Consider the following 17,236-nt stretch of genomic DNA (forward strand, 5'->3'; position numbering starts at 1 on the left):
GTGAGCAAGCACCGCCTCGAGCCTCCGCCGCGGGTACGCCCCCGGGTCGGTCGGATCGCCGCGGCGGTGGTCTCGCTGACGGTGACGGTTGTCGCGCTGCTCGGCGGGCTCGACGTGATCCCGCTCGGCGGGGCCGGATCGGCGCTCGAGGGCGACCAGACGCCGACCTCGGCGACCGCTGACCTCAAGGCCGACCCGCCCACCGGCTCCGACCCGGTGACCCCGAAGTCGACGCCGTCCTCGACCCCGACGCCGGCCGCCCCGAAGACGACCACGACCAGCGAGCAGCCGCCGTCGGACTCCTCGGCGCGGACCTCCGGCACGGCGCTGCCCGCCGGCTCCGGGTCCGGCCGCCGGGTGGTGTTCTCGATGAGCGGCCAGCGGGTCTGGCTGGTCGATGCGAAGGGCGCCACGATCTCGACGTACCTGGTCTCCGGCAGCCTCACGAACAACCTGAAGCCCGGCAAGTACGACGTGTACTCGCGGTCGCGCTGGGCCGTCGGCATCGACGACTCCGGGGTGATGCAGTACTTCGTCCGCTTCACCCGGGGCGACAACGCCGCGATCGGCTTCCACAGCATCCCGACCAAGGACGGCAAGGCGCTGCAGACCGAGAAGCAGCTGGGCACGCCGCAGTCGCACGGCTGCATCCGGCAGAAGCTGAGTGACGCCGTACGGATGTGGGGCTTCGCGCAGGACGGCACCGACGTGGTGGTCCTGGCGTAGGTCACCGGGCGCGGCGTGCGGGGACGCCCGCGCAGGCGCGGCGCCTGGTTGGCCGGCTACGCCCCGCTCGCCACTGCGGTGCTGCTACTCGGCGGCAGCCGCGGACGACCCGCCACCACCGCGGGTGCGGCGCCGGTTGCGGTTGCGCCGCGGGCGGGAGGCAGCGTCGCCGTCGGCCGCCGGGGCGGACGATCCGGCCTCGGTGCGCTCGCCGCGGCCCTCGCCACGGGAGCGCCCGCCGCCACGGCTGCCACCGTCACGTCCGCGACCACCGTCACGGCCGCCACGGTCGTCCTTGCGCGGCTGGCGCGGGATCACGATCTGACCCTCGGGAATGACGCGGCCCTTGGTGCCGGGCACGATGCCCATGTCGTGGAAGAAGTGCTCGGAGCTCGAGTAGGTCTCCGGCGGGTCCTCGAACGGCAGGTCGAGCGCCTTGTTGATCATCTTCCAGCGGTGCAGGTCCGCCCAGTCGACGAAGGTCACCGCGACCCCGGTGGCGCCGGCCCGGCCGGTCCGGCCGATCCGGTGGACGTAGGTCTTCTCGTCCTCGGGGCAGGTGTAGTTGATGACGTGGGTGACGCCGGTGACGTCGATGCCGCGGGCGGCGACGTCGGTCGCGACCAGGACCCGGAGCTTGCCCTCGCGGAACTTGGCCAGCGCCTTCTCGCGGGCGGCCTGGGCCATGTCGCCGTGCAGCGGGCTGGCGTCGAAGCCGCGCTCGGTCAGGTCGTCGGCGACCCGCTGCGACTGGCGCTTGGTGCGGGTGAAGACGATCGTCAGCCCGGAGCCCTCGGCCTGCAGCATCCGGCCGATCATCTCGGGCTTGTCGAGGTCGTGGGCCTGGTAGATGAACTGGGCCGTGGCCGGCACCGTCTGGTTGTCGTACGACGACTCGGCCCGGATGTTCATCGGGTGCCGCATGTGGGTGCGGGCCAGCGAGACGATCGCGGACGGCATCGTCGCCGAGAACAGCATCGTCTGCCGGGTCTCCGGCGTCTTGGCGAGCAGCCGCTCCACGTCGGGGAGGAAGCCGAGGTCGAGCATCTCGTCCGCCTCGTCGAGCACCAGGCTCTTGACGTGCGAGATGTCCAGCGCCCGGCGGTTCATCAGGTCGATCAGGCGGCCCGGCGTTCCGACGACCACCTCGACGCCGGTCTCGAGCGCCTCGAGCTGCGGCTCGTAGGGGACGCCGCCGTACACGGTGAGCACGCGGATGCCGCGGTCCGCACCGGCCAGCTGCAGGTCGCTGGAGACCTGGAGCGCGAGCTCGCGGGTCGGGGCGACGATCAGGGCCTGGGGCTTGCCCGGGGCGACCAGCTCGTCGTAGTCCGGGTCGTGCGGCGCGACGGAGCGCTGCAGCACCGGGATGCCGAAGGCCAGCGTCTTGCCGGTTCCGGTGCGGGCCTGGCCGATCAGGTCGGTCCCCATCAGGGCGACCGACAGGGTCATCTCCTGGATGGCGAAGGGAGTGGTGATGCCGCCGCGCTCAAGCGCGTCGCAAATCTCGGGGAGTACCCCGAGCTCTCGGAAGGTAGTCAGGATCTTGCCGTTCTGTGTGCTCGAATTTCTCGAGGGGTCGAAGGCGCGGCTGCCTCCCCGTTCGCCTGAGCGGTGTCGTCCAGGTGTATTCCCCGGTCGTGTCCGGGCGCTGACGGGGGCCGTCTGCCGTCCACAGTCTATCGGTACCCTGCCCTCATGACCGAAATCCCCGCTTCTGAGTCGACTTCTGGACCGACTTCTGGGCCCGCGACCGACGTCCCCGTGGCCTTCCAGGACTCCGGCTACCGAGCGGCCGTGGTGGACCTCCTCGGCGCGATCGCGTACGGCGAGATCTCGGCGTTCGAGCGGCTCGCCGAGGACGCCAAGCTGTCGCCGACGCTCGCCGACAAGCTGGCGCTGGGGAAGATGGCGACGATCCAGTTCAACCACGTCGAGCCGCTGATCGCCCGGATCGCCGACCTGGGGTCGGAGCCGATGGAGGCGATGGCGCCGTTCGTGAAGCCGTTCGACGCGTTCCACGCGAAGACCGCCCCGAGCAACTGGCTCGAAGGGCTGGCCAAGGCGTACGTCGGCGACGGGCTGGCCTCGGACTTCTACCGGGAGGTGGCCGCGTTCCTAGACGCGGACACCCGCAACCTGATCGTCACCTCGCTCGCCGACTCGGGGCACGCGAGCTTCGTGGTCGAGCGGGTCCGGGAGGCGATCGCGGCCGACGGCCGGGTCGCCGGGCCGCTGGCCCTGTGGGGGCGCCGGCTGATGGGGGAGGCGCTCTCCCAGGCGCAGCGCGTGGTGGCCGAGCGGGACTCCCTGGCGGCGCTGCTGGCCGGCGGGGTCGACCGGCCCGGCCTGGACCTGGTCGCGCTCGGCAGGATGTTCAACCGGCTCACCGAGAACCACGCCAACCGGATGGCGGAGCTGGGGCTGGCCTCCTAGAGACCAGCCCCGCTCGCTCAGGCCTTCTTGGCGCGCCCGGTCGCAGTGGCCGCGACCACGACCAGGACCGCAGCGGCGCCGATCTGCCAGACGTGCCGCCACCAGTCGACGCCCTTGCTGGTGTTCAGCCAGTCGTAGTCCGCGTTGTTCTTGACGTTGTCGGCGACGTCGAAGATCGCGAAGTAGAGGTAGCTGCCCAGGAAGATGCCGCCGATGCCGCAGAGCACGGTCAGCCACAGCGGGATGCTGTCCCGGTTGCCCGGTGCCACGAATTTGCCGAGAAGACCGATGATGACACCACCGATGATTGAGCCCACGATCGTCCAGAACATGATGAGTTCCCTTCGTGTCGTGCGACGGCCTGAACCGCCGCTGGGACTCACTATGCCGCTAAACGACCCCGAGAGGGCGTAGCCGGCGGCCGATCAGGAGCGGAAGCCGACCTGTCCGGCGGTGCTGGTCGAGATCTCGATGTAGGCGATCTTCTCGGCGGGGACGACGATCCGGCGGCCCTTCGCGTCGGTCAGGCTCAGCACGCCACCGTCGGTGAGCGCGCCGCGGACCTGATCCTCGACCGCGGCCGCGTCCAGGTCGGTGTCGACGACGAGCTCGCGGTTGGCGTGGGTCACGCCGATCTTGACCTCCATGCGGAGGACCTCCTGTGTTGTTCCGGTGTGGGTGGTGCGGTGGTTCGGGCGGACGCGGTCTCAGCCGGGTTCGTCGGTCCGCGGGTATCCGCGGATCCCGCGCCACGCGAGTCCGGCGACCAGGCTCGCGGCGTCCGCCTGCTCCATCGTGTCATTGCCCTGCAAACGGCTCTCCAGCCAGAACCGCGCGCTGACCTGGCCCATTCCCACCAGTGCCACGGCGAGCAGCCGGGAGGCCTCGTCGGGGAGGCCGGTGTCGTCGTGGATGACGTGCGCGATCAGCTCGGCGCACTCCAGGGTGACCCGGTCGATCCGCTCCCGGACGGCAGGCTCGTTGGTCAGGTCGGACTCGAAGACCAGCCGGAACTCGCCCTGCTCGCTGGCCACGTAGGTGTAGAACGCGGTCATCGTGGCCGCGACCCGCTGCTTGTTGTCCTCGGTCGACTCCAGTGCCTCGCGGGTGCCGGCGATCACCTTCTCGACGGCCTGGTCGAGGAGCGCCAGGTAGAGGTCGAGCTTGCCCGGGAAGTGCTGGTAGAGCACCGGCTTGGAGACGCCGGCGCTCTCGGCGATGTCGTCCATCGCGGCCGAGTGGTAGCCCTGGGCGACGAAGACCTCCAGTGCCGACTCCAGCAGCTGGGCGCGGCGGGCGCGCCGGGGCAGGCGCGCACCACGAGCGGGTTGGTCGCCGCTGGTCGAGCGGGTGGCCGGGGTGGTCACGCGAAGCCTCCGTGCGGTTCTGGTCAGGGGTGGGCGGTCCTGACTAGCGTCCAGACCGGTCTGCGGGGAGCCTACTCTCACGTACTGCCGGGTAGACGGAGGTTCCGGGGGTTCCAGATGGCGGACCCGGGGGTCTGCCGCCCGCCGGGGCGGGGAACACTGGAGGCTACGGCGGTGTTGCACCGGCGTACCGAGTTCCAGAAGATTCGCACCGAGGAGTGTCGTGTCCCTGCCCGCACTGGTCGAGCCGGCCGCTGAGCTGACCATCGACGAAGTACGCCGTTACAGCCGCCACCTGATCATCCCCGACGTGGGCATGACCGGGCAGAAGCGGCTCAAGAACGCCAAGGTCCTGGTGATCGGCGCCGGCGGACTCGGCAGCCCGGCGCTGCTGTACCTGGCCGCGGCCGGAGTCGGCACCCTCGGCATCGCCGAGTTCGACACCGTCGACGAGTCCAACCTGCAGCGCCAGGTGATCCACGGCGTCAGCGACATCGACAAGCCGAAGGGGCTCTCCGCGAAGGAGTCGATCGCCGAGATCAACCCGTACGTCGAGGTGATCCTGCACGAGGAGCGCCTCGACAACGACAACGTCTTCGACGTCTTCCGCGGCTACGACCTGATCGTCGACGGCACCGACAACTTCGCGACCCGCTACATGGTCAACGACGCGGCGTACTTCCTGAAGATCCCGTACATCTGGGGCTCGATCTACCGCTTCGACGGCCAGGCCAGCGTGTTCGCGCCGAACCTGGTCGACGACGCGCCCTGCTACCGCTGCCTCTACCCGGAGCCGCCCCCGCCGGGGATGGTCCCGAGCTGCGCCGAGGGCGGCGTGCTCGGCGTGCTCTGCGCGAGCATCGGCTCGATCCAGGTCAACGAGGCGATCAAGCTGCTGACCGGCATCGGCGACCCGCTGGTCGGGAAGCTGATGATCTACGACGCCCTGGAGATGGAGTACCGCAAGCTGAAGGTCCGCAAGGACCCGAACTGCGCGCTCTGCGGTGAGCACGCGACCGTCACCGAGCTGATCGACTACGACGCGTTCTGCGGCGCCGTCTCCGAGGAGGCCGCCGACGCCGCGGCCGACGCCACCATCTCGGTGGTGACGCTGGAGCACATGCTCAAGGAGCGTGAGGAGGGCACCCGGGACTTCGTCCTAGTCGACGTCCGCGAGCCGAACGAGTACGAGATCAACTCGATCCCGGGCTCGGTGCTGATCCCGAAGGGTGATTTCCTCAACGGGTCCGCGCTGGAGCAGCTGCCGTCCGACAAGCAGGTCGTGCTGCACTGCAAGAGCGGTGTCCGGTCGGCCGAGTGCCTCGCGATCGTGAAGGGCGCCGGGTACGCCGACGCCGTGCACGTGGGCGGTGGCGTGGTGGCGTGGGTCAACCAGATCGACCCGAGCCAGCCTTCCTACTGACGTCTCGACGAGCTCGACGTCCGAGCCTGACGCGCCCGCCCTCGTGACCGAGGGCGGGCGCTGTCGTTGTTCAGGGCCTCAACGTCGTCACGGGGGTTCCTGAATGCCTGCTCTGCCGAAACGCCTGCTCGCCGTCCTGCTCGGGCTGGTGACGGCAGCCGTCGTCCTGGTTCCGGCCGCCTCCACGCAGGCCGCCCGTGCCTGGGCGCCGGAGTCGACGGCGGTGATCAAGCCGGGCGTGCAGATGCTCACCGCGGGGGCGCAGTGCACCGCGAACTTCGTCTTCAGGGACGCCGCCGGGAACGTCTACGTCGGGTACGCCGCGCACTGCGCCGGCAAGGGCAAGTCCGACGACGTGAACGGCTGCACCACGCCGAGCCTGCCGATGGGCACGGCGGTCCAGTTCGTGACCGGCGGCAACTTCTTCCGGCCGGGCAAGGTCGTCGGCACCGGCCGGCTGGCCTACTCCTCGTGGGCGAGCATGCAGAAGCTCCGGACGAAGGACGCGAACCGCTGCGCGCTCAACGACTTCGCGCTGGTCCGGGTCGACCGGGCCAGCGTCGCCAAGGTGAACCCGACGATGCCGGTCTGGGGCGGGCCGAGCAGGATCGTCTCGGGAACGCTCGCGACCGGATCGGCGATCTACACCGTCGGCAACTCCTCGATGCGCACCGGCAAGGCGGTCGCCAAGACCGGCAAGATCCTCGGCTCGGCCGGCGGTGGACTCGGCTACCACATCCGGACCGGCAACCCGGGCATCCCCGGAGACTCCGGCAGCGGCTTCCTCGACGCCCAGGGCCGGGCCGCCGGGGTGCTCTCCACCCTCAACATCGGCATCTCGCTGATGCCGGTGACCAACACGATGGGCAACCTCGGCGCCGAGCTGGCCTGGGCGCAGCGGTACGCCGGCATCAAGGGCCTGGTCCTGGTGCCCGGCACCCGGCCGTTCAAGCGGTAGCGCCCGTCTAGGCTTCCGGGCATGGCCCGGCGTCTCGACCCCGACGACTACGTCGAGGCGGTGCTCTCGATCGTCGAGCAGGTGCCGCCGGGGATGGTGACGACGTACGGGCTGATCGCCGTGGCGATCGGTCAGGGCGGTCCGCGCCAGGTCGGTGCGGTGATGGCCGGGTACGGCGGACCGGTGCCGTGGTGGCGGGTCGTCCGCGCCGACGGGTCGTTGCCGCCGTCGCACGACCACCGGGCACACCAGGAGTACCTCGGCGAGGGCACGCCCTTGCGGCCGAGCGGTGCCGTCGACCTCAAGAAGGCGGTCTGGATCCCGTCGGATATCCACAGGCCGCTGCCCTGATCGGTGGACAACTCGACGTTTCTGTGGACAGCGGGACGCGAACTGTGGACGACACGCCGAGAAGCGAGATTTCCCTGAAATAGTTGGGGAAACCCCCTTGCGCCGGGGTCGAGAACTGGCATAGAACTTCTCTCACGCGAACCCTTCGGGGGGAGCCGATCAGCTAGGAGCAGGAGTTCCATCCGACGGGGCAACTCGTCGCCACGGCGGTGATGCGCGGTGGGGATCTCAGGCGAGCAGCAGGTCGATCGGAGGCATCACCCGAGGATCAACCCGAAGGCCCCGTCCAACTCATACTTGGACGGGGCCTTCACCCATTTGCGCTCAGTAGCCCTCGCTATGCATTGGTCGGGGAGCAACGGGGGAGCAACGCTGATCAGCGTTCCCTAGACGTGAAGCCCGCTCACCTGCAACGCTCGCAGCCATGAAGTTCGCCCTCGTCGCCGCTCTGCTCGTCCTAGGTGCTGGTTGCGGAGGAGGCGCGGCCAAGTCTGACGGCGGGAACAACGAGAACCCGGCATCGTCGTCGTCGTTGCGGGAGACCTGTCCGTTGATCGAGGCTGCGATTCCAGCGGACGTGATGGCCGAACCATCTGTATGGACCAAGGCCGGCGCCGAGCTGCGCGAGCTCTCGTCATCGGGGGATGCCGAGACGAAGAACGCGATCGACATCCTGCTCCCTGCGATTGACGCCCTGGCGGCTGATCCGGCGCCAGGGGCGGACGCCCTGGCGGCCTTCGATGGCCTTACGACTGCGATCAGGACGATGGCGGACCGTTGTGAGGCTGTCGGTTCATCAGCGCTGCAGTAGGTCGTCGTGGAGCTAGTCGCGGCGTACGGAGAGTAGGTGCCAGCCGTCGGGGACGCTGGCCTTGGCTTCGCCGACGAGGGTGTCGTAGTCGTCGCCTTCGAGGGTCCAGTGGTGGGCTTCGGCGGTGGTGTCGGCCGCCGGGCGGGAGGCGAAGTGCAGGATCACCAGGTGAGGGTACGCAGGATCGAGATCAAGCCTGGTCGGTGGGAGGCTCGTCGCCAGGCGCGTCTGCGGGCTTGGGCTGGGGCACGACGTACTCGGTCAGAGGCGGCATCGACTCGGTCGGATGGTCCGCGGGGCCCCCGATGATCGGCTGAGGGGGCGGGCCGGCCATGTGGAACTCGCTGACCCACTGCTTGTTGTGCTGGCCCTCGATCTCGAGCTTCCAGTGGTAGGTGACGCCTGGCTCGAGCTGGATGCCGTTCGGGAACTGCATCACGACCTGGACCCTGCCACCGAAATCGGGAGGCAGGTAGACCCCGGTGAGTCCGTTGGGCGATGCGCTCACCATCTGCTGGACTCGTAGCGAGTCTTGCTGCCCTGTAGGACCGATCATCTTCACGATTTGGTCGTTGTCGCTGCGCCGTAGTTCCAGCGAGATCGGGAACTGCTGGCCGATGTGCTTGGCGGGAACGTCGATCATTACGACGACGGTCTGAGGGGCGCTCAGCCCGTTGGGATTCATGCCGACGACACGGAATCCGATGCCGAGGGCGCCGACTTTGCCGTTGCCTTCATCTGATGCGTAGTCGGCGATGAAGATGACGGCTCGCGAGTCGGTGAAGATGCTCATGCGTGCTGGGGTACCCCGGAAGTGACCGAGACTGTGTGCTGGAGCGGAGCTCCGCCGACGCGGGTGATGGTGTGTGCGCCGAAGGTCATAGGCTGGGAGAGACGTCCTCCGGCCGGGATCGTGGGACCAGTCGTTTCGACGGGATCGAGTGCCTCGAAGCGAGCGAGGGTCTCTTCGCGCGAAAGGTTCTCGTCGTCTGTCCAGTCCTGGTCCATGTCCCCATTATGAGCACACGTTGGTAGCCGGGTGTAGACAGATGACCAAACGCGCGCCAGTTCAGCGCACCCAGCGCGCGGTCAGCACGACCCAGGTATCGGCGGCTGTCCCGGCCCAAGTTGGTACTGGAAGGAGGGTGGCGAGCACCGTGTCACCACACGCTGCAGTGCCGATGGCTACAACCCGCCACCCGTGTTCAGGGTGGGTCTCTTCAGCGGTGCGGGCCTTGGCGGGCCACTGGATGGCTTCCCTGACCTGCTCGAGCGTGATTGTGTGCTTCTCGTGGAGCTTGGCAACGACCGAGGGGTCCGCGATCACCAGTCCTAGGTAGATCGCTGGCCCCATGGCGGCATCCTTCCATGACCGCGAGCCGTTTCTCGAACATCTGTTCTATCGTGCGTTGATGAAGACCCGGCACGTGTGGATGCTGCCGCCGCTCGATGTCGGGCTGCCGCGGCAGGGTCTGGTGCTGACCTGGCGGCGCCGGGTGGTGAACGCCTCGCCGCCAATGTGGGAGGCGTACGTGCTTTGGATCGACGAGCGCCGCGAGGAAGCCCGGGTCGAGTGGGTGCCGGCGTCGTACCTGCAGCCGGTCGAGTCGGAGGCCCCGTTGGCTGGACGTCAGCGTGGACATCAAGGTGGTCCAGGAACGGGGTAGATAGCGCGTTCTTGCAGGTCAGGGCCGTACGTCGAGGGGACACTATCCGGGACATTCGGGGGCGCCCGAGCACGACGAAACGCCCCGCCGCTCTCCGAAGAGAGCGACGGGGCAGCGTCGTACAGCGGCAGGCTAGGTGCGTGGTCGGCAGATGTGGACCCAGTAGCCGGCGGCCAGGGCGGCGAGCGCGACCGCGAGGACCTGGTCGCCGTACGGGATCTGGTCCTTCACCGATCGGGTGATCTCGCTGATCGTGTCGCCGTCAGCGTCACCCCGGTTGCGGAGCAGGTTCCGGGCCCCGAGGTGGACGACGTCGAGGACGAGCTCGAGCGGCGGGGACTGCATCAGTCCTCCCGCCACGGCGGCAGGTCGACGGTCTGGCCAGCGAGGCCGTGGGTGCAGTCGCCGAGGAACTCGATCCGGCCGCCGCGGACGAACGAGTGACACAGCGGCGTCATCGTGATGTTCTCCGGGGCGGTCAGCGCGTCACCGTCCAGGTCGCCGTTCACAAACGTCCGATGCGGGTGCACGAGCACGGACGGCTCGAACGTGGGCCGCTGCAGGTCACCGTTCCAGGTCCAGCTGTTCGGGGCATCGACGGTCACGCCGTGGACGGTGCCGCAGCCCGGGCATCGGAAGTGGACCCGGCGGCCGGGCGCGGTGCCGTTGGTGGCCGTCTTGGCGACGTCGACCACGGATCAGTCCTGGAGCAGTGCCGGGTCGACGGGCTCGGGCCGGTTCCGGGCGGCGAGCAGGTCGGAGTCGAGCTTCCTCGTCGGGATGACCTTCCTCCGGGCGGTCTCGGCGCCGAAGATGATGAGCGCCGCGGCGCCGGCGAAGCGGACGTCGACCAGGTCGATCAGGCCGCGCTCGTGGAGGTACCCGGCGACCAGCACGGTCAGGCCGTAGATCCGGACCCGGATCGGCTCGTTGCGGAGGGCGTTCAGGATGGTCTTCAGCATGGGTGGCTCCTCAGTGCTCGATGATGTCGAAGTGCAGGGTCTGGTCCTCGCCGCGGCCTTGGGCGGTGGTGATCCGGTTGACGACCTCGTAGGACTGGCCGAGGGTGCCGCCGGAGAGCCAGATCGTGGCGGTGGTGTCGGTGTTGGCTTCGTCGGTCTTGGTCAGGCCGGCCGGGACGATCCACTCCGAGGTCGCGATGGTGTCGCCGTCCTTTAGCCACGGGCCCTTCGGCCCGGTCCCGGCCCAGTTCGCGAGGTAGTCGAGCTTGGAGTCCGGGTCCTTGGTGAAGTAGTTGTCGTCCTCCGGGCTGCAGGTACTCACTGGACCTCCACGGTTCGGTTCTCGGCGGGCACGTTGTAGGTCCGGGGACGGGCGAGGACCTGGACGGTTCGGTTCTCGGCGGGCACGTTGTAGGTGCGCTCTGGGGGTGTCGGTGCTGCGGGGACGAGCACGACGCCGTTGGCGATGAGGGAGCTGGTCCCGGCGAGCAGGAGCGGGCCGCTGGCCAGGACGCTGGCCGCGGTGGCGAGGAGGGTGCCGAGTCCGGCGAGGGTGAGGTTGGCGGGGATCTCGGCCTTGGTGCTGGCGCTGAGGGTCCCGTGACCGGCGAGCACGACGGCCGCGAGCTCCTGTACGAGCCCGGAGACTGTCAGCGAGCTGGTGCCCGAGATGATGACGGCCGCGGGCCGTACGAGCGCGCCGCCGACCGCGAGGGTGCTGGTGCCGGTGAAGGTTGCCGGGGCGGACACGGATCCGGCCGAGTCGGTCGCCAGGGTGCTTTCCCCGGCGAGCACGATCGCGGCAGGGATGCTCTGGTGACCGGCGACGGTGAGGCTGCTGGTTCCGGCGAGCACGACCGAGGCGGGCACCTCAGCGCGCGCGGTCGCCATGAGGGAACTGGTGCTGGCCAGCGCCACCGCGGCAGGGACGTCGACGCGCACCACGGCGGCCAGGGTGCTGGCCCCGGCCAGGATGAGAGCGCCGGTGATCGTCTGCTGTCCGGACGCCGCCAGAGACCCAGTTCCTACGAGCACGACCGAGGCGGGGACCTGCTGGGTGCTTCCCGCCGCCAGGGTGCTCGTGCCTGAGATCGCGATGGCCGCGGGGATGTCCTGGCGGCCGGCCGCGGTCAGGGCGCTGGTGCTGGCGAGTACGACCGTGGCGGGGATGCTCTGGCGTGCAGCTGCGGCGAGCGAGCTCGTACCCGCCAGGGTGACGGCGGCGGGACGCTGGACGACCGGGGCCACCGCGAGCGAGCTCGTGCCCGCCAGGGTGGCGGCGGCGACTGCTGCGCTGCTCGCCGAGGCGGCCAGGGTGCCCGTGCCAGCGATCATGACATCGCCAGGCACGTCCTGGCGGCCGGTCACCGTCAGAGCGCTGGTGCCGGCGATCGTGACAGCAGACGCGGTGTCCTGACGCCCGCTCGCAGTGAGCGTGCTCGTCCCGGCGAACGCAACCGTGCCGGGGACGTCCTGTCGGCCAGCTGCGGCGAGGGTGCTGGTCCCGGCCATCGTGACGGCGGCGGGGATGCTCTGCTGCCCGTTGGCCGCCAGGGTGCTGGTGCCTGCCAGCGTCGCAGCGGCGGTGACCGGCGCAGGAGGGTTGATCGAAGCCAGCAGGCCGGCCGTGACCGAGATCGTGGTCCAGGTCCACGTCCGGGTGCCGGTTGCTCCCGGTGTCGCGGTCTCGTGCGCGCCGGCGAACGACTGGGTGGAGTTGTCCTGGAAGTCCTGCGACATCGAGCCCGGCGGAGTCACCACGCCCGCCGACCCGACGCGGTAGAGGAGCGAGAGGAGGTAGGTGCCGGTGGCCACGGTGAGACCGGGGATCGCGTTGGAGGTCGCAGAGGCACCCTGCTGGAACGACGCGGCATCCCACGGTGAGATCGGGTCGGCGCCGGTGACGCAGTCGATCGCCGCGCGCAGGTTCGCCGTGCCGGAGGTGACCGAGAACGTGAACGACGACCCCTCGGACCCGTCCGCGATCCGGTAGAGGTACGCCGCCTGTGAACCCGCCGAGGTCCCGGGGACCAGCGCCCACCCCGCGGGGATGTTCCAGGTCTTCGCGACGTTCGCCGACAGCGCGGCGATGAGCAGATCGCCGACAGCGGTACCGGTCGGCTTGTTGACCGTGACCGAGGTGACGATGTTGGCGGTGCCGACGGTCGGAGTCCGGTGCGCGATCGCCACGAGTCACCCCTCCACAGTGTCGACGGTCAGGTACCAGCGCAGGGCCCCGACCCGGGGCCCCGCGCGGTGGTGCAACTGGTGCTACGCCTCGGTGCCGGTCAGCGACCCGGACGGGATCATCGCGGTGTCGCCGGCGTTGACGGTCTTCGCGAGGTTCGTCCCGCCTCGGAACGTCATGTTCTTCGGGGTGCCGGTGGAGTCGGCGACGAACACGTCGTTCCAGGTGCACGCCGGCATGTTCGAGAACGTGATCGCCGCGTTGCTGGACTTCGACCCGGCCGAGGCCGCGGCCATCGACCCGGCGATCGACTGCCGGGCGTAGGACCCACCGGCGACCTCGGTGCCGGCCGCGCTGGCCGTGCACAGGGTCGTCGTGAGGGCGACCTTCATCGGCAGGGTGTAGTTGACCCGCGCCGAGACCGGGCCCAGGGCGAGGGTGCCCGACGCGCCGGTGTCGTAGACCGCGTCGAGGACGTCGTTGGCGAAGGCGGTGAACTTGGACATCTCAGTTCTCCTCGAGGTCGTTGTCGTTGGGCTGGGCCTGGATGAACTCGCGCAGCGCCTCACCGCGGATCCCGGAGTGGGCGGCCTCGACGGCCGCCGCGGCGACCGCGTTCTGCGGGCCGACGAGCTCGGCCGCGAGCTCGTCCGGAAGGCAGTCGTGGTGGAACGAAGGCTCCGCGATCGTGGTCCGCTCGTCCTTCTTCCAGTTGATGAAGCCGACGTGGATCATCGGATCCGTGTCGGTCTGGCCGCAGCCGTCGCACGTGAACGGCTCGGGCGTCGGGGTCTCGCTCATCTGGATCTCCTTGCTTCGGGTACGACGAAGGCCCAGCCGGAGCGACTGGGCCTGAAGAGGAATCGGTGGTGCGGGTGCGCGCTACTTGTTCTTCGGGGTAGCGGCCAGACCGACCCGGATGGTTCGGAGGAACGCCCGGACCCGCGGGCGGGTGATCGGGATCTTCTTGGCGTCCGGGTGGTTGATCGCGTCGGTGAGGCGCTTCCGGGTGCGGGTCCAGGGAGTGCTCTGCGGTGTGGCCACGATGGGCTCCTTCGGTGGCTTGGGGTTGCGCGCGGCTCGGGCCGGGTCGGCGGAGACGATGCCTTCGGGGAACTGGGGGAGGCCGTAGCCCTCGATCGTGTCGAGCGTGCGCCGGCGCTTCAGCTGGTAGACACCGTTGCCCTGGGGAGAGCCGTCGGTGTTGGTGTTCCCCTCGACGGTCCAGATCCAGGTGTCGTCGAAGTCGATGACGAGGAAGGTGTGGAACATGTCGCCGTTGCGACCGAGGAAGCCCTGGCCGCCGATGGCCGGGTACTCCGACCACTGGCCGCGGGCCTTGAACCAGCGAGCGCCGGTATCGGTGCTCGCTGTGCACGGGTAGAGCCGCCCGAACCCCGCCTTCAGGGCCAGCCAGGAGATGAACGTGGCGCACCACGCCTGGAACTGGGACCACTTCAGGCTCGGCACAGCAGGGGAGTACTTCTGCTCGTTGGTCCAGGTGCCGTCCTCGCGGCCCTCGCGGTACCCGACCTCCCCCAGAGCGAGATCGATGATCTTCTTCGCAGACGGGCTGCGGTACTGGTGCTGCATCGGTCAGTCCTCCGTGACGGTGAAGCGGACGATCGGGTGGTCGGAGCCGAGGTTGTGCGGGGTCCGGTCGACCTCGATGTCGTCGAGGTGGCAGCCCCGCGACATCGGCCAGTCGATCCGAGCTCCGACCACGCGGTGCTTCTTCATCCCGGCCTTCCGGGCGACCCACGACGGGGTCCCCACCCCGTAGGCCGCGGTGCCGGCGTTCCAGTCCCCGGCGATCACCAGCGCCACCCCCGGAGTGCGGTTCGCGACCCGGCGGGCGTGCTTGACGAGCGCGGCCGCCGTGCGCCGGTACGCCGTGATCCGCCGAGCAGCCCCACGGAATCGGCTGGAGTGGTTCAGGACCTGCACCGGGGCGTGGACCGTGGTCACGCGGAGCCAGTCCGACAGGCCGACCGAGACGATCGAGCGGGCCGGGAACCGCTTCCCCTTGCGGGTGAACCAGTACGACTTCACCGCGATCGACATGCCGGGCCCGTGGGGGACCGCGTGACGGACCAGGATCCCGTTGTCACCCCGGTCGGGGGTGGCCGGGAACGCGATCAGGTCGTAGCCCTCGATCGTCCGCAGGGCCGCGTGGTGGCCGGCGATCTCCTGGAGCAGCACGAAGTCCAGGTGGTGGGCCTCGCAGTACCGCTTGAGCTGGTTCGCCAGCGCCTGCCGGCCCTCGGGGTCGCGGCGCAGGATGTTGAACGTCGCACCGCGAAGGACGCGGGGTGCTCTGCGTTCGGGCATGGGGAACCTCCGTGGGGTCGTGATGGGCCGCGCGGGTGAGCGGGTCAGGATCCGGGCGTTGCCGGGTCGGCCGGGGTGGACTCCACGGCGGCCTTGATGGCGGGCCAGACGAGGTTCTGGCCCTCGGCGAGGGTCCGGAGAATGTCCTCGAACCTGTCGAGGCGCTCGGTGCTGCCGGTCAGGACCTCGTCCATCTGGCCTTCGATCCGCTCGAACCGGTCATCACCAGAAGCGAGCCGGCCCTCGATGCGGTGCACCGAGTCCTTCAACGACGAGCCGTCGTTGTTCATGACCTCGTGCTCGATGACGTGGAGCTTCCCGATCGCGTACTCGACCTTGCGGTCGGTCTCAGCCTGGAGCTCGCCGATGCTCGGACGCTTCTCGGTGAGGACAGCCTTCGTGACGGTGTCGATGATGGGATCTCGCCCGATCAGGGTGTCGCGAACCGAGATGACGTCCTTGCGGAACTCGCGCCACTTCGGCCGTCCCCAACGCCACGCGGCACCGAGAAGACCTACGAGTCCGACAGCGATCGAGATCAGCTGGGCGGTCTCAGACACGAATGGTCTCCCTCTGCTGGGGCGGATGATCGACGCAGGGCGCAGGCCAGCGGACAACGCACGCCGTGACCGGTTCAGCTAGGCGGCGGCTTCGTAGGTGAACTGGCCGCTGATCCAGTCGCCGGCAGCCGGTACGACGGGGGCGGTGGACCCGAGGAGTGTGCTCGTGCCGGTCCCAGAGAGTCCGCGGATGTTCAGAGTCGACGCGGTCGGGAGGATCACGAACCCCGTGGGGTAGTCGAGGGACGCGGAGACGTCGCGGAACCAGATGTTGCCCCGGGCGATGTTCGAGCTCGGACTGTTCAACGCCGGCACCGGGAGGGTGAACGTCCAGGTGCCGGTCCCGATGTTCAGGCCGGTCGTGCCGAGCAGCATGTAGAAGTCGACCGTGACGAGGTTCCCAGGCTGGACGTTGTACCGCATCGAGAGAGCGCCGCCGGACCCGATCGCCGGGGAGCCCCCCGCGGCGGTCCACACCGGTGTGAACGGGGTGTACCCGTCCGAGGAGGAGTTTCCGTCCCAGCCCATCAGGACACCGCCAACGAGAGCACGTCCCCGAGGTTGCGAGCTGCGAGCTCGGTGGGTGCCAGCTGGATCGTGTCGGACCCGACCTCGTACTCAGCCTTGCCGATGATCCAGTCGACGTAGGGGAGCACGATGCCCTGCTCGTTGATCACGCTGAACGAGCGGACCATGTCGCCGGCCTTCACGAACGACAGGCAGGCAGGGGTTCCTCCCGGAGTGGTGAGCTGCAGTCGGGCCGGGTTGACCGCGTTGGTCCAGGCGTAGCGAGCCTTGCCCTTCGCGAGCATCCCGTTGCCGATGTTCGTGACGTTGCCGCTCGTGGTGACCCCGAGGCTGGTGACGTCGACCGGGACAGCGCGACGGCGGGTCGCGGTTGCCGTGGGGTCGTTGACGTGCACGGTGGCGTACGAGGCGGCACCGGACTTGTAACGCAGGTAGAGGTCAGAGGCGTAGTCGTCGTCGGCGAGCCCGATCTGCGTTGCCCCAGGCGCCAGATACCAGGTCGGGGTGGTCGGGTCTGTGGCGGCGATCACCCGACCGTCCGGGTCGACGCGCCACCGCTTGCTGACACTGGTTGCCCATGCGTCGAGCAGGTCACCGACGTAGTTCAGCTTGTCGGTGTCGTTCGACCCGGAGAACGGGACCGCGGAGAGGGATGCTGGCCGTGACCCTGCGAACCCATCGGCGATCGCCTGGTCCACGGCCACGTTCGGCGTGCTGGTCGTATCGCCTCCCGAGTCCAGGCACAGGTGTGCGGAGTAGAACTCGTCCGCGAGACCGATCGCCGAGAACTCCCACCCGTCCTCGGAGACCTTGGGCTGGTTGAGCATGCCCTTCCAGACGTTCACGGGACCGACCTTGATCTCGACGACCTTGCCCATCCGCAGCGACGGGTGCGTGAACGTCGGCGGCAGATCCATCTGCCAAGACG

General features: G+C 69.2%; 26 protein-coding genes. 7 read left to right on the forward strand and 19 right to left on the reverse strand.

The window, feature by feature from the left end; translation table 11 throughout:
* On the forward strand, positions 1 to 726 hold the full coding sequence (locus EFK50_RS00885; protein WP_123225658.1) for a L,D-transpeptidase: 726 nt from the start codon (positions 1 to 3) through the stop codon (positions 724 to 726).
* An 84-nt stretch (positions 727 to 810) separates the two neighbouring features.
* On the opposite strand, the gene EFK50_RS00890 is transcribed toward EFK50_RS00885, so the two are convergent.
* The gene (locus EFK50_RS00890; RefSeq protein WP_123225659.1) at positions 811 to 2,178 is read right to left on the reverse strand and encodes a DEAD/DEAH box helicase; all 1,368 of its coding nucleotides are present in this window, start codon (positions 2,176 to 2,178) and stop codon (positions 811 to 813) included.
* Between the two features lie 246 nt (positions 2,179 to 2,424).
* On the opposite strand from EFK50_RS00890, the gene EFK50_RS00900 reads away from it, so the two are divergent.
* On the forward strand, positions 2,425 to 3,162 hold the full coding sequence (locus EFK50_RS00900) for a ferritin-like fold-containing protein (protein ID WP_123225660.1): 738 nt from the start codon (positions 2,425 to 2,427) through the stop codon (positions 3,160 to 3,162).
* 17 nt (positions 3,163 to 3,179) lie between these two features.
* Here EFK50_RS00900 and EFK50_RS00905 read toward each other — a convergent pair whose 3' ends face one another.
* The 3 genes from EFK50_RS00905 to EFK50_RS00915 form a co-directional block, all read right to left on the reverse strand.
* Positions 3,180 to 3,494 carry a hypothetical protein gene (locus EFK50_RS00905; RefSeq protein ID WP_123225661.1) on the reverse strand — a complete coding sequence of 105 codons (315 nt, stop codon included), beginning with the start codon at positions 3,492 to 3,494 and terminating at the stop codon, positions 3,180 to 3,182.
* A gap of 93 nt (positions 3,495 to 3,587) precedes the next feature.
* Positions 3,588 to 3,809 (reverse strand): DUF3107 domain-containing protein, encoded by a 222-nt coding sequence (locus tag EFK50_RS00910; RefSeq protein WP_123225662.1) that lies wholly within the window; start codon positions 3,807 to 3,809, stop codon positions 3,588 to 3,590.
* Positions 3,810 to 3,869: 60 nt separating this feature from the next.
* Entirely contained in the window at positions 3,870 to 4,529 is a 660-nt protein-coding gene (locus EFK50_RS00915) for a TetR/AcrR family transcriptional regulator (protein ID WP_246003970.1), read from the reverse strand.
* Positions 4,530 to 4,752: 223 nt separating this feature from the next.
* On the opposite strand from EFK50_RS00915, the gene moeZ reads away from it, so the two are divergent.
* The 4 genes from moeZ to EFK50_RS21770 all read left to right on the forward strand — a co-directional run bounded on the left by moeZ (position 4,753) and on the right by EFK50_RS21770 (position 8,072).
* The gene (gene moeZ, locus EFK50_RS00920) at positions 4,753 to 5,952 is read left to right on the forward strand and encodes an adenylyltransferase/sulfurtransferase MoeZ (RefSeq protein ID WP_123225663.1); all 1,200 of its coding nucleotides are present in this window, start codon (positions 4,753 to 4,755) and stop codon (positions 5,950 to 5,952) included.
* Positions 5,953 to 6,055: 103 nt separating this feature from the next.
* Positions 6,056 to 6,910, forward strand: coding sequence for a trypsin-like peptidase domain-containing protein (locus tag EFK50_RS00925; protein ID WP_123225664.1), 855 nt, complete (start codon positions 6,056 to 6,058; stop codon positions 6,908 to 6,910).
* A 21-nt stretch (positions 6,911 to 6,931) separates the two neighbouring features.
* Positions 6,932 to 7,261 (forward strand): MGMT family protein, encoded by a 330-nt coding sequence (locus EFK50_RS00930; protein WP_123225665.1) that lies wholly within the window; start codon positions 6,932 to 6,934, stop codon positions 7,259 to 7,261.
* Positions 7,262 to 7,685: 424 nt separating this feature from the next.
* Positions 7,686 to 8,072: a hypothetical protein gene (locus EFK50_RS21770; RefSeq protein WP_148046009.1), complete on the forward strand. Its 387-nt coding sequence runs from the start codon at positions 7,686 to 7,688 to the stop codon at positions 8,070 to 8,072.
* 12 nt (positions 8,073 to 8,084) lie between these two features.
* On the opposite strand, the gene EFK50_RS21985 is transcribed toward EFK50_RS21770, so the two are convergent.
* The 3 genes from EFK50_RS21985 to EFK50_RS00945 all read right to left on the reverse strand — a co-directional run bounded on the left by EFK50_RS21985 (position 8,085) and on the right by EFK50_RS00945 (position 9,426).
* Entirely contained in the window at positions 8,085 to 8,237 is a 153-nt protein-coding gene (locus EFK50_RS21985) for a hypothetical protein (protein WP_183407632.1), read from the reverse strand.
* Between the two features lie 25 nt (positions 8,238 to 8,262).
* Positions 8,263 to 8,865, reverse strand: coding sequence for a hypothetical protein (locus EFK50_RS00940; protein WP_123225667.1), 603 nt, complete (start codon positions 8,863 to 8,865; stop codon positions 8,263 to 8,265).
* A 276-nt stretch (positions 8,866 to 9,141) separates the two neighbouring features.
* Positions 9,142 to 9,426 carry a hypothetical protein gene (locus EFK50_RS00945; protein WP_123225668.1) on the reverse strand — a complete coding sequence of 95 codons (285 nt, stop codon included), beginning with the start codon at positions 9,424 to 9,426 and terminating at the stop codon, positions 9,142 to 9,144.
* A 58-nt stretch (positions 9,427 to 9,484) separates the two neighbouring features.
* Between EFK50_RS00945 and EFK50_RS00950 the strand changes: the two genes are divergently transcribed.
* On the forward strand, positions 9,485 to 9,739 hold the full coding sequence (locus EFK50_RS00950; RefSeq protein ID WP_148046010.1) for a hypothetical protein: 255 nt from the start codon (positions 9,485 to 9,487) through the stop codon (positions 9,737 to 9,739).
* A 132-nt stretch (positions 9,740 to 9,871) separates the two neighbouring features.
* On the opposite strand, the gene EFK50_RS00955 is transcribed toward EFK50_RS00950, so the two are convergent.
* The 12 genes from EFK50_RS00955 to EFK50_RS01010 all read right to left on the reverse strand — a co-directional run bounded on the left by EFK50_RS00955 (position 9,872) and on the right by EFK50_RS01010 (position 17,225).
* On the reverse strand, positions 9,872 to 10,084 hold the full coding sequence (locus EFK50_RS00955) for a hypothetical protein (RefSeq protein WP_123225670.1): 213 nt from the start codon (positions 10,082 to 10,084) through the stop codon (positions 9,872 to 9,874).
* Positions 10,084 to 10,434, reverse strand: a complete 351-nt coding sequence (locus EFK50_RS00960; protein ID WP_123225671.1) for a ubiquitination-like system serine protease family protein — start codon at positions 10,432 to 10,434, stop codon at positions 10,084 to 10,086. Before EFK50_RS00960 ends, EFK50_RS00955 begins: the two co-directional genes overlap by 1 nt.
* 3 nt (positions 10,435 to 10,437) lie before the next feature.
* Positions 10,438 to 10,701, reverse strand: coding sequence for a hypothetical protein (locus EFK50_RS00965; RefSeq protein WP_123225672.1), 264 nt, complete (start codon positions 10,699 to 10,701; stop codon positions 10,438 to 10,440).
* Positions 10,702 to 10,711: 10 nt separating this feature from the next.
* Complete coding sequence (locus EFK50_RS00970) at positions 10,712 to 11,023, reverse strand: phage fiber-tail adaptor protein (protein WP_123225673.1); 312 nt, start codon at positions 11,021 to 11,023, stop codon at positions 10,712 to 10,714.
* Complete coding sequence (locus tag EFK50_RS00975; RefSeq protein WP_123225674.1) at positions 11,020 to 12,891, reverse strand: hypothetical protein; 1,872 nt, start codon at positions 12,889 to 12,891, stop codon at positions 11,020 to 11,022. The genes EFK50_RS00970 and EFK50_RS00975 overlap by 4 nt, the downstream gene beginning before the upstream one ends.
* A gap of 81 nt (positions 12,892 to 12,972) precedes the next feature.
* Positions 12,973 to 13,395, reverse strand: a complete 423-nt coding sequence (locus EFK50_RS00980; protein ID WP_123225675.1) for a phage tail fiber protein — start codon at positions 13,393 to 13,395, stop codon at positions 12,973 to 12,975.
* 1 nt (position 13,396) lies between these two features.
* Entirely contained in the window at positions 13,397 to 13,690 is a 294-nt protein-coding gene (locus EFK50_RS00985; protein WP_123225676.1) for a hypothetical protein, read from the reverse strand.
* An 81-nt stretch (positions 13,691 to 13,771) separates the two neighbouring features.
* Entirely contained in the window at positions 13,772 to 14,482 is a 711-nt protein-coding gene (locus EFK50_RS00990) for a hypothetical protein (protein WP_123225677.1), read from the reverse strand.
* 3 nt (positions 14,483 to 14,485) lie between these two features.
* Positions 14,486 to 15,220, reverse strand: a complete 735-nt coding sequence (locus tag EFK50_RS00995; protein ID WP_123225678.1) for an endonuclease/exonuclease/phosphatase family protein — start codon at positions 15,218 to 15,220, stop codon at positions 14,486 to 14,488.
* Positions 15,221 to 15,264: 44 nt separating this feature from the next.
* The gene (locus tag EFK50_RS01000) at positions 15,265 to 15,780 is read right to left on the reverse strand and encodes a hypothetical protein (protein WP_123225679.1); all 516 of its coding nucleotides are present in this window, start codon (positions 15,778 to 15,780) and stop codon (positions 15,265 to 15,267) included.
* Positions 15,781 to 15,858: 78 nt separating this feature from the next.
* Positions 15,859 to 16,308: a hypothetical protein gene (locus tag EFK50_RS01005; protein ID WP_123225680.1), complete on the reverse strand. Its 450-nt coding sequence runs from the start codon at positions 16,306 to 16,308 to the stop codon at positions 15,859 to 15,861.
* Entirely contained in the window at positions 16,308 to 17,225 is a 918-nt protein-coding gene (locus EFK50_RS01010; RefSeq protein WP_123225681.1) for a hypothetical protein, read from the reverse strand. Before EFK50_RS01010 ends, EFK50_RS01005 begins: the two co-directional genes overlap by 1 nt.
* Between the last annotated feature and the right edge of the window lie 11 nt (positions 17,226 to 17,236).

Origin of the sequence: Nocardioides marmoriginsengisoli (assembly GCF_003725695.1) — a bacterium.
GTDB classification, from domain to species: domain Bacteria; phylum Actinomycetota; class Actinomycetes; order Propionibacteriales; family Nocardioidaceae; genus Marmoricola; species Marmoricola marmoriginsengisoli.